Origin of the sequence: Microcoleus sp. B3-D7, assembly GCF_036705305.1 — a bacterium.
Taxonomy (GTDB): Bacteria; Cyanobacteriota; Cyanobacteriia; order Cyanobacteriales; family Microcoleaceae; genus Microcoleus.
Genome location: NZ_JAUBUE010000008.1, coordinates 78,759 through 91,176, shown reverse-complemented (window position 1 = coordinate 91,176; position 12,418 = coordinate 78,759). Strand labels below are relative to the sequence as shown.

Sequence of the window (12,418 nt, the reverse complement as noted above, 5' to 3'; positions counted from 1 at the left end):
TGAAACCATGAAGCGCTCGTTTTTCAACAGCATTCGTACAAAGTTAATCGTGTCGTTTCTCCTCGTTGCTCTAATTCCGTTGCTGTTGTTAGCATTTATCAACAAGCAGACAACTCAAAAGGCATTGACCGACAACGCACGACAAGCCCTATCTGCGGCGGCTAACGAAACCGCTAACAGAATAGACGGGTTTATCGATGCAAATCTCAATGCCGTGCGCGTAGAAGCGATTTTACCAGGTTTGTCTGCCTATCTGGGCCTACCTCCAGAACGGCGAAATGGTAGTCCCCAAGAGATGTTAGCGACTGAAACCTTAACCCGGCTCAGTCGCAAAGATATGCTTAATATTATCTCCTATGCTTTGCTCAACTTAGAGGGACGGAATGTACTCGATACGAATACACCGGATGTTGGACGAGATGAATCCGGTCAAGATTACTTCCAAGAACCGCTCAAAACTCAACTATCTTTTGTTTCTAGTATTAGGCAATCGCCGACAATTCCCAACCTCGTGACGCTCTTCTTTAGCAGTCCTGTTCGCGATGCGAAGGGAAATATATTGGGTGTATTGCGGGTGACATACAATGCCACATCTGTCCAGCAGTTGGTGACTCGGGAAACTGAACACGCAGGGGCGAAATCGTTAGCAGTTCTTTTAGATGAACACTATATCCATCTGGCACATAGCACTACACCTGAACTCCTTTTCAAATCGATTGTGCCTTTGCCGCCCAATGTTGTAGCGAAACTGCAACGCGAAGGGCGTTTGCCTAAGACTCTAACGAAAGAACTTGCAATCAATTTGCCTGACCTCAAGCAAGCATTAGACACTAAACAGCCTTATCTAACCACACGATTGGCAGCTACGGGTAATAATGAGTTGAGCCTCTTAGCGATCGCCCGGCTGAAATATAAACCTTGGTCAGTTCTTTTCGCACAGCCCATTGCCGTTGCCCTAGCACCTGTAGAAAAACAAATACGTGATGCACTTCTTTTATTAGCAATCATCACCACAATTGTAACTATCATCGCTTTGGCGATCGCACAACTATTAACAAAGCCTGTGATTTACCTCACCCAAGCGGTTGCCCAGTTTACGGCGGGTAACTTAGATATGCGTGTGAAGATGCGATCGCGAGACGAAATCGGTCTGCTGGCACGATCCTTCAACAGCATGGCGAGGCAAATCCAAGAATCCTTTGAAACCCTCGAAGACAAAGTTAAAGAACGGACAGCAGAACTCGCTAATGCTAATCAGGAAATCATTAGCCTCAACGAAAAACTCAAAGTAGACAACCTCCGCTTAGGTGCAGAATTAAATGTGGCGCGTCAGATCCAGCAAATGATTTTGCCTAACCCTGATGAACTGGAAATTGACGGACTAGATATCGCCGGATACATGGAACCCGCTGATGAAGTAGGAGGTGACTACTACGACGTGCTACAGATCGATGGTGTTGTCACACTGGCGATCGGTGATGTCACCGGACACGGCCTCGAAAGCGGCATTCTGATGCTGATGGCGCAAACCTCAGTTCGCACCCTGCAAGAGATTCGTGAACTAGACCCCGTTCGATTCCTGGATGTACTCAACCGTACCCTCTACAAAAACGTACAGCGCATGAATTCTGAGAAAAGTCTGACGCTGGCGATTTTGAGCTACTCCGAAGGACTCATTAGCATCAGCGGTCAGCATGAAGAAACGCTAGTGGTGCGAAACAATGGAGAGGTTGAGCGCATCGACACGATGGATTTAGGTTTCCCGATCGCTTTAGATGATGATATCGCAGACTTCATCAGTCACGTCCTGATTGAGCTAAAACCTGGAGATGGCGTGGTGCTTTATACTGATGGCATTCCAGAAGCCTATAACATCGGCAAAAAGCAGTATGGACTGAAGCAATTGTGTCAAGTAATTAGTCAAAATTGGCACAAGTCTGCAGCAGGAGTTAAGGATGCGGTGATTCTAGATGTGCGGCAACATATCGGTAAGCAGAAAGTGTTTGATGATATTACGTTGCTCGTCTTTAAGCGGCAGGCTGACGTTACTGAAAAGGGAAATTTAGTTAATAAAATCATTTCCCCAGAAGAAATGCTACAATGAAGAACAAAGTTTGAGTAATACTTTATGAAAGTAAACTACCAAGAAAGAATTGATTTAACAGCAGACGAGTTAAAAATAATTCTGTCAGAGCAGCGAACTCTACCTAATAAACAAAAAATTCAGGCACTTTATTGGTTAAAAACTGGAGCTAGTCAAAGCCTTACAGATGTAGCTGAACGTTTAGGTGTACATAGAATTACTGTACATAGATGGTTAAAACAATATATTGCTGGCGGTCTGTCAGAAATGTTAGAAATACGGCAAGCAACTGGTAGACCAAGAGTAATTCCTTCAGCGGTAATAGCCGGAATCTCAGAAAAATTAAGTGAAGAGTCCTGTGATTTTAAGACTTATAAAGAAATTGGTCAATGGGTAGAAGAGAACTATCAAGTCTCAGTCAAATATCAAACATTACACAAGCAAGTACACTATCGCATGAAAGCCAACTTAAAGGAACCAAAGCCTGTGAGTAACGAAAAAGCTCAGGAGGCAGCCATTGAGTTTAAAAAAATCAAAAAACTTGATTAAACAGGATTGAAAGGAACAAGATAACAGCTTATGAACTAATTTTATAGGTCAAGTCAAAGGGGATTTCAAAGTTTATTATATAGCTATAGCAATCCTAAATCATTGGTAAATTTCTTACTCCCTCCCCTTGATAAGGGGAGAGTTGGGGTGGGGAAAAAAATTACGACTGATTTAGTATTGCTATATTAGCTTTAATCTATCTGACGTTTTTAGAGGTGGAACTACTTAGAAGATGGTTAGGGAACTGCGACGGTGGTAACACGGACATTTGGATCGAGGGCGTCACCTTGAGAGTAAATATAATCAAATGCCGATCGATCTTTAAGCATATTTGCCCGCAAAAATAGCGCGCTCCAACGGGCGATCGTTTCAATACCCACGGCTCGCTCTAAGGTAGCAGAATTGCGATCGGGATTCGCACCAGCGGGGTTATTAACATCGGTAATGGCGAAGTGATTTGCACCCATAACAGTAATCAAAGCTTTGGGTGGTGTTTGAATTTGGTCAAAGGTGCTTTGAGATCGATCGGGCAGGGCGACACCATCGATATCGCCTTGAATCAACGCCACTGCAATGCCATCATTAGCGATGGGTACAAATTCATTAGCAATGGGATTCCGCAAGTTAGCTCCAAAAAATGCACCCGCTAATAGTTCTTTCGGGCGCGTAAATGGCTCTTGACACAAATACAATTCTGGGAGGCATTTATTAGCAATCACCGATAACCCCACTGCACCCCCAAAAGAATGACCCAATAAACCAAGGCGCTGCGTATCGATAACAGACGCAATCGGAGATGTGGGCTTTGTTTTTTCGATCGCCATTTGCGACAAAACCGCCGCAATTTGCGAAGTTTCCGACGCCAAATTAGGGGGTAAAGTGGGGTTGAAGGGCGAAGGGCGCAAATGGTTCGGAACGACTACCACAAAGCCGTACCGCGCCACGTGGCTAGCGTAATCTGAATAAAATGATTTATCTACCAGCGCACCTTGCAATAAAAGTACAATGGGGAAAGAGTAATTACCCGAATTAAGATCCGATGGTTTAGGATAATAAATGTCAGCTAAATCGTTATTAGCAGATATCATCGTACTGTAAAAGCTGGTTTCTTTAAATCGCGGTGCATAATCGATTGTTGTGGCAAAGACTTTGCTAGCAAGGACAACAAACGCAGCAATTGTACAAACAATTGCTAGGGTTTTTGCTGAAAAAAAATGAGGGTGGAAATTCATCATTATTTTGGGTTTGAGAGTGCGTGCATAACCTAGTGAAAAAAAACCAAGTCGGCTATCGTTAGTAATTTAAGGAGCCTTGCCGAAAAAGGTTTCGGCCTCTGTGACTAAAAGTATCAACTTCTGATTAATAGAAAATTGTGTAAAAATTGCCAATAAACTGACTCATAAATAAACACGCTTCCTGATTTTACACCATTTTTGAATACTTGGATTTTAGTGTGGCTTATAACCCGACCCAATCTTCTTTATAAAAACCTTTTTTAGATTGGTGAATCGGAATTTCGATGGCTAATGTCGCCCCGTGATCCGGTATCGAAAAACAACGGAGCTGCCCGCCGTGGTCGTCCACTACAATAGTATAGCTAATCGATAACCCCAAACCCTTTCCTGTACCCACTTTCTTCGTTGTAAAAAATGGCTCAAATATGCGTTGTTGAATATCTTCGGTTATGCCCCGCCCATTATCAGTAATATAAATACCCACTTGAAAGTCGGAGAGTAACTTCGTGCAAATAGTAATAGTAGGAATTGGGCTGCTATCATCTACATCATTTGCCCAACCTATTGGGGATTGCAACGCTTCAATCGCATTAGTCAGAACATTCATAAAAACCTGATTCATTTGCCCCGCGTAGCATTCTATCTTTGGCAAAGCCTCATACTCTTTTACCACTTTAATTATCGTTTGAGCTGCTTCATCTTTCAGCCTATGCTGCAAAATCATCAGCGTACTCTCAAGTCCTTCATGGATATCCACCGCTTTTAACTCAGCTTCATCGAGTCGGGAAAAATTCCGCAGCGATTGCACTATTTCTTCGATTCGGTCAGCTCCTATGCTCATAGAAGCAATTAACTTGGGCAAGTCCTTCCTGAGAAAAGTGAGATCCATCGCCTCTAGTTGTTCCTGGATAGCTGCTGTGGGATTGGGGAAATCTTCTGCGTAGAGTTGCACCAGCCTCAGCAAATCTTCAGTGTACTCCCTTACGGGCGAGAGGTTCCCTTTAATGAAGCTAATCGGGTTGTTAATTTCGTGAGCTACCCCTGCTACGACATTCCCTAAACTTGACATTTTCTCGCTTTGGATTAGTTGAGCTTGTGCATTTTGTAACTGTTGTAGAGCCAGCTCTAGTTGTTGGGATTTCTGCCGCTCTTTAGCCTCGGAATCCTGCAATCGCGCATTTTGCTCGTGCATTTTTTTTTGCAACCGCTGAATAGTTAGTTGATTTTCGACACGAGCTAAAACTTCTTCTAAATCAAATGGCTTGGTGATGTAGTCTACTCCTCCAACAGCAAATGCTGTGACTTTATCCAATACTTGATTTAAGGCGCTCAAGAAAATCACTGGAATACCCGAAGTTCTGCCATCCGCTTTTAAATGTTGGCACACTTCGTAGCCGTTCATCTGGGGCATCGTGATGTCCAGCAAAATCAAATCTGGCGGGGTTGAACGCGCTGCTTTTAATGCCATTTCCCCGTTTATTACTCCCCGAACTTTATATCCTTTGTCGCTCAGCATAATGGATAAAAGACGCAGGTTGTCTGGGGTATCGTCAACCACTAAAATATTGTCAACATAAGATTCTAACTTCTGGGTGTTCATGGGATAAATTTTTCTGTTAAGTCAGTAATTTTATCATATCTAAAATTATGAATCCAATCGGTGATAATCTCCGCAGAAGAAGTATTGGATTCAGGGATTGTGGCGACTAAACTTAAAATCAGGTCAGCATCTGCATCGATAGCTCCATGATGTAACTGTATCACCCACTCCGTAGGCATTGTCGCCAAAGTTGTCCTTAAAATTTCAGTTTTTTCCCCTTCTTTTACACTCAAGTCTTGACCCTCAAGCTGAGATAATGTAAAGTTCGGTAAATCTTCATAAATATACTGTACCCCTAAATGTTCAGCCATTTTGGCAAAAATAACTTCTTCTTGGAAAGGCTTGCTCACAAAATCGTCACAGCCTGATGATAAAACAATGGCTCGTTCTTCCTCAAAAGCGCTAGCGGTCAACGCAACAATCGGGGTAGCCTCATCTTTAATCTTGGCTTTAATTTGTCTGGTGGCCTCATATCCGTCTATCACAGGCATTTGCATATCCATCCAAATTAGGTGAGGTTTCCAAGTTTCCCAAATTCTAATAGCTTCTTGACCATTTACTGCTTCGCGCACCTCCAAGCCAAGCGGTTGGAGAAGATGAACCAATAGCAAACGGCTCTCCCATTTATCATCAACCACCAAGATGCGATATGAGGCTTGGTTGGGTTCTAAACCAATTACCCGCTTTCTTGATTGTCGAGGTTGAACTTTAGCCATCTCAGGGGAGCTAATTTGGATATCAAAACTAAAAATTGTTCCTCGATTCAAGGTACTGCTGACGGTAATGTCTCCTCCCATCAGTTGTACGAATTGTCGGCTGATGGGTAAACCCAACCCAGTTCCTTCTTGAGATTTCCGACCAGCGTCCGTTTGTACAAAAGGCTCAAATAAAGAATCTACATCAGTAGGAGCAATACCGTGACCCGTGTCTTCCACTTCAAACGTAATAATCCGTGGTTCGTTGTCTTTTGGGGACTTTTGTTTCTCACTAATTGCTGCAACCCGAAGTGTGACACTTCCCTTCGTAGTAAACTTGATCGCATTTCCTAGCAGATTAATTAAGACTTGACGCAATTTGCTTTCGTCAGTTTTTACATACTGAGGAATATTAGAATTGATGTGCCAACTGAGCTGTAAATCTTTAGAATCAGCTTTGAGTTTGAGCATTTCTTCGAGAGAATGGAGCAAATGATACAGGTCAAAGCTAGTAGGATTTAATGTAATCCGACCTGCCTCGATTTTAGACATTTCCAGAACGTCATTAATCAGCGTCAGCAAATGCTCGCCAGAACGACTAATGATGGCGATCTGTTCCTGCTGTATGTGAGAAAGGGATGGGTCGCGTCCCAGCACTTGGGTAAAGCCGAGAATTGCATTGAGGGGAGTTCGCAATTCGTGACTCATTTTTGATAAAAATTCGCTTTTAGCCTTGTTAGCCGCATCTGCAACTTCTTTGGCTTGTTGTAAGGCTGCCTCTGCTTTTTTGTCCTCCGTAATATCGCTGGCTGTGCCAGTTATTCCTAGAATGTTTCCCTCGGAATCCCGCACTACAAGTGAATTAAACCGGAGATTGATAGGTCTGCTGTCTTTAGCTAATTGTATGGTTTCATACTGAAATACGGACTCTCCATTCAGCATACGTTGGAATATCTCGTTATCTTTGGGAAGTTGTTCAGGTATCTGAAACTCACTGAATTTTCGCCCTATCATTTCTTCAGGGCTGTAGCCAAAAATCTGTTGGACGGCAGCGTTGACGAAGGTATAACGCCCTTCAACATCAACTGACCAAATCATATCTTGCGATGTTTCAACTAAGTCACGGTATTTAGCCTCGCTTTCTTTTAGCGCTTCTTCTACCCTTTGACGATCGGTAATGTCGTTAATGACTAAGAGAATACACGCTTCTCCACCCAGCTCAATAATATCTGCTGATACCAGCATCTTCCTCACCTCGCCTGATGAAGTACAAAAATCAAATTCCTGATTCCGAAGCACTCCTGATTCTTGCAAGAGCTGCTTGTATCTGTCACATTCTTCTAAATTAACCCAAAAATTCAACTCAATTGCTGTCAAACCAATTACCTGTTCGCGAGAGTAACTAAAAGTGCTGAGGAAACTGTCGTTCACTTCGATGTAGCGTCCATCTGCAAATCTGGCGATCGCGATCGGGTTAGGACTGGAACGAAAGGCTTTAGAAAACTTTTCTTCAGACTTGCCCAAGGCTCTTTCTGTCTGCCTTCTGACAGCCATTTCCTGTTGCAATTCTTGCGTTCTTTCTATAACCTTACATTCCAGCGTTCGCGAGTATTCGCCTAATTGCTCGTAAAGTTGAGCATTCTCAATAGAAATAGCAATTTGGGCAGATAACAGTTTTAACAATTCTAGGCGATCGGTAGTAAAAGCCCCCTCAATCAGGTTATTTTCCAAATAAAGAAGGCCCGTCAGCTTACCTTGGTGCAGCAGAGGAGTACAAAGAATAGATTTCGGTTGAGTGGCTGCAATATAAGGATCGCGAGTAAATTGTCCTTCGAGAGCGGCATTATTTAACACCACATTTTCCTGAGTACGAATCACATAATTGGCGATCGCACTTGCCAGCAAAGGGGTTCCCCCAGAAGCTGTTGTTGGATTGAGAGGAAGCGATTGCAGCACGCTAACTTCATCCTCGTTCACCGAACCTTCCGCCTCTAGCGCCCAGTGTCCCGCTTTTTCTAAAATCAAAAAACCTTTTTGCGCCCCCGCATTCTCGATCGCAATTTTCATCAATCTTTCCAGCAACCTACTCAAAACTATTTCACCCGAAATCGCTTGAGAAGCTTTCATCACCGTAGCTAAATCTAGCGTCTCACCCAAATTGTTGCTAGTAGTCGCAGTCGTTGTGCGGTTAACTTTTGTTTGAGTAGTTGTCTTCCCTGAAGTTCTCGCGATTAATTGGGGATACTTTTCCTCTAACTTCTCAACTTTACGTTTAGCACCCCAATATTGGTAGCCATAGTGGGCTTTAGTCAAGTAGATTTGGGCAAATTCTTCTTTATTTTTCCCCAACCAGAACTTAGCAGCCAGTTCCGCCGCCAGCGCTTCATTCTGAATAAAATCACCCTCTCTAGCCTGAGAATAAGCGCGATCGTACAAATCCATCGCTTCTAAATCTCGACCTGAAATTCTCGCCATTTCTGCCGCCACCAGCCAGAATTTATGTGCGAAACTTTCCCAGCAGTTATCCGCCCAAATTTTGATTTGTTTCTGATTAGCTTCTAATTGCTCCCAATAATCTTTTCGCTCCGATTCAGAAACCTCTGAATACAGAGCCGTTAAAATCAGACAACGGTAAAAATGATGGTGAGCACTAGAAATATGACCCATCAAATAATCGAGCAGTTCAGCAGCGCGATCCGATGCTTCTAGCGCCTCACTATACAGTCCGTAAAGATATAAATTCTGCGCTTTTAAAACATAAAACTCGCACAGCGCTGCCATACTTTTACGGCTGTGGAAATTTTCTAAATGCTGTTCTTCGCTAACATCATCCTCTTCGCCCATCAAATTTAAAATTGCTGACTTATTAGCAAGAATTATATCAATCGCCCATAAATTTTTAGTTTGCTCGCAAAAATGGAGCGACTTGGCAATATCTTCCAAGAGATTATTCAAATTCATGCCCTGGAAGAAATAGGTAATAGTTTGAAACATCCGGTTATAACCCGTCCATTGCAAATTGCCCGATTGCAAGCCAACTTTATAACCTTCATTATTAATTTCCGCCGTAGTTTTGAGCGGTCTCACCCAGCAGTTTAAGTAATTGGCAAATATCACACTATCTTGGCAGTTTTGAGACAAGTTATTTGAATTTTCGCTCAGAGTAAGAGCGAGTCTGCCAAACTCATAAGCCGATTGGTAATCGCCTAAAATTGAATTCAGGATAATTCCATAACATGAATAGCAATAAGACCCTCCCGCAACAAAACCGTACTTGAGAGAAAGGTTAATCGCTTTGATCACAGTCAACTTCCACAGTTCTTGAGATGAAAAGAACGTTAGCGGCCCCATGTTGCCCAATAATTGCATGGCCATTAGTTGAGCCGGGTCTTTCATCTTTTCTGCATTAATTAAGGAAGCAATTTCTTGGTTTGCCAAGTTAGCTTGAGCTGCCGCCATTTCCGCATTAACCGCCTCGCTTAAATTATCTTCAGCCAAGTCTATGCCTAGCAAGTGAAGGGCTTTTAATCCAGATTGAACTGCTGCTTCATATTTACTCAGCAAAGTGTACTGCACGATCAAAATGTTGTAAATTTCTGCCTTTTCTATATCAGATTTTGCCCGGGCAAATGCCAGTTCTATTAATGTTTCTGATTCTTCAAAATTTCCGTTTAAATATTCGGCTTCTGCCAGCTCTTTATGAAAGGTAAAAGCTAGTTCGTAGGAGTCTTGCCAAATATCGCCCGGTAAAATTTCTCGACCCAATTTTAAGTAATCTCTGGCAGCAGCATAAGCCGTTGCATCTTTGGCTTTGCGAGCGGCTGTTAAATTTAAAATAGCTAGTTCAGTTTTCTCGCGATCGTTAATGATTAAATTGCGACCCAAATTTAAATGATCGGCAATTTCAAAAATTCTTTCTGCTCGTCGCTCCGGAGAAATATTGGCCAGTAACAGGCGACCAATTTGTAGGTGAATTGCTGTTTGCAGTTTTGAGTCAATCAAAGCGTAACCTGACTGCTGCACGCGGTCGTGCAAAAATTTATAAGTAGTAATTACCAAGTCTGAGTTAATTATTTCTGATTCGGTAGCACCTAACTCAGAAGTAGTTAAGATTAATCCCTCTTGGATGGCTGGCAATAGTTCTTGAAACGTGGCTAGCCACGATTTCTCATTAATAATTGAAAGAGTGTTTAAGTCAAAACTATTACCCACGCAAGCAGCCAAGCGCAAAACTTTCTGAGTTGATTCTGGCAACTTTTTCAATTTACCAAGCATCAATTCAATGACGTTATCAGTAATACCTACTGATTCAATTTCTGAAATATCCCAATCCCAGTTTCTTTCTTGAAAATTGAATCGCAGCAGATTTTCTTGATAGAGTGTTTTGAGAAACTGATTGACAAAAAAAGGATTACCTTGAGTTTTACTGAGGACTAACTCGGCTAGGGGGAGCGCTGATTTTTGGTCTTTACGCACGGTGTCAGTAATTAAGTTACTTATTTGGTGAAGGTGTAAGGGAGCTAAAGTAATTCGCTCGATTCTTGCACCTTGATTTTGCAGCTCATCCAAAGTCATCATTAAAGGATGTGATGGGTTAATTTCGTTGTCTCGATAAGCACCAATTAGAAACAGATAGTTCGTTTGTTCATCTGGTATCATTACTTGTAGCAATTTCAATGTAGCGGCATCAGCCCATTGTAAATCGTCGAGAAAGATGACTAAGGGATAGTCAACTGAACAAAACACGCGGATGAATTTTTGAAATACTAAATTAAAGCGGTTTTGTGCTTCTGTAGCGCCTAATTCTTGTACGGTATGCTGTTTACCAATGATTAATTCTACTTCAGGAATGACATCTACAATGATTTGACTATTAGCGCCAACTGCAGCTAATATTTTTTGTTTCCAGGTATTGAGTTGATTTTCGCTTTCTGTTAAGAGTTGCTTGACTAATGATTGAAAGGCTTTGACAACGGCCGCGTAAGGGATATTTCGTTGAAATTGGTCGAATTTTCCGGCAATAAAATAACCTCTGGCTTTAGTAATTGGTTTATAAACTTCTTGTACTAAGGCGGATTTTCCAATGCCAGAGTAACCGGATACTAGCATCATTTCGGTGCTGCCTCTGCTGACTCGCTCAAAGGCTGCTAATAAGGTTTCAACTTCTGTTTCTCTGCCGTAGAGTTTTTCGGGGATGAGGAAATGGTCTGTAATATCCCGCGTCCCCAATGCAAATGTCTCAATGTTACCCGTGTTTTGTAATTGAGCCAGACAAATTTCTAAATCGTGTTTCAGTCCTAATGCACTCTGATAGCGATTTTCCGCATTCTTTGCCATCAGTTTACTAACAATTTGGGATAAAACTATGGGAATTTCTGGCTTGATTTGATGTACCGGAATCGGCTGTTTGGCGAGATGACAATGCACTAACTCCATTGGGTCCTCTGACTCGAAGGGTAACTGTGTTGTCAACAATTCATAGAAGGTCACACCCAGGGAATAAAAGTCACTCCGATAGTCAATGCCTCGATTCATTCTTCCTGTCTGTTCTGGGGAGAGATAAGCTAAGGTTCCTTCGATAATGTTTGGATTCTGGATTTCTTGGGTTTGTTTCGGCAGCAGGGAAGAGATACTAAAGTCAATGAGCTTAATTTGTTTGCTATCGGGGTTGATTAGGATATTGGCCGGTGTGATATCTTTATGAATAACTTTATTTTCGTACAAAGAGTGAAGAATATCTGCTAGTTCCCTGGCTAGGTCGAGAAAGTTTTCTAAAGATCTAGATTGAGCTGGTTGGTTTTTATCAGTTGGGGTCGGGATATAAGTAGACAGAGAGACTCCTCCAAAGTCCTCCATTATCAAAGCATAGGCGCTTTTGTAAGGTACTAAATCGAGGGGTTTAACAATACTGGGGAGGTTGAGATTTTGGGCAATGGTGTACTGGTTGCGGAATTGCACCAGTTCGCTGAAGCTAGGGTATTCGTTTCGCAGCAGTTTGATGACGACTGGAGTACGATCGCTCTCCCGAACACCGCGATAGACTAAAGTGCGAGATCCTGCATAGACTTGTTCTGTTATGCGATACCCTGGCAGGTCAGTAATTGTCTCCATTTTCCAGTTCTCAATAAATTGCGGGTTACTATATCTCTAGTTTACTCAGCCAACTTGAAAAATTCTCAATGGTCTCTAATGTTCCTGCAATTGTCAGTGGGCGTTCTGTACGAACGATCGCAGTTCGTTGGATACTGAAGCCATA

5 protein-coding genes are annotated in these 12,418 nt (G+C 42.4%); 2 read left to right on the top strand and 3 right to left on the bottom strand.

Annotated elements, in window-relative coordinates; all coding sequences use genetic code 11:
- Window positions 1-7: 7 nt before the first annotated feature.
- Together QUB25_RS08615 and QUB25_RS08610 are read left to right on the top strand one after the other, a co-directional pair.
- Entirely contained in the window at window positions 8-2,104 is a 2,097-nt protein-coding gene (locus QUB25_RS08615; RefSeq protein ID WP_333182765.1) for a SpoIIE family protein phosphatase, read from the top strand.
- Window positions 2,105-2,128: 24 nt separating this feature from the next.
- Window positions 2,129-2,632: a helix-turn-helix domain-containing protein gene (locus tag QUB25_RS08610; RefSeq protein WP_333182764.1), complete on the top strand. Its 504-nt coding sequence runs from the start codon at window positions 2,129-2,131 to the stop codon at window positions 2,630-2,632.
- Between the two features lie 236 nt (window positions 2,633-2,868).
- Here QUB25_RS08610 and QUB25_RS08605 read toward each other — a convergent pair whose 3' ends face one another.
- The 3 genes from QUB25_RS08605 to QUB25_RS08595 form a co-directional block, all read right to left on the bottom strand.
- Entirely contained in the window at window positions 2,869-3,867 is a 999-nt protein-coding gene (locus QUB25_RS08605) for a poly(ethylene terephthalate) hydrolase family protein (protein WP_333182763.1), read from the bottom strand.
- Window positions 3,868-4,090: 223 nt separating this feature from the next.
- Window positions 4,091-5,467, bottom strand: a complete 1,377-nt coding sequence (locus QUB25_RS08600; protein WP_333182761.1) for a response regulator — start codon at window positions 5,465-5,467, stop codon at window positions 4,091-4,093.
- Window positions 5,464-12,273, bottom strand: coding sequence for a PAS domain S-box protein (locus QUB25_RS08595; RefSeq protein WP_333182759.1), 6,810 nt, complete (start codon window positions 12,271-12,273; stop codon window positions 5,464-5,466). The genes QUB25_RS08600 and QUB25_RS08595 overlap by 4 nt, the downstream gene beginning before the upstream one ends.
- Window positions 12,274-12,418 lie beyond the last annotated feature (145 nt).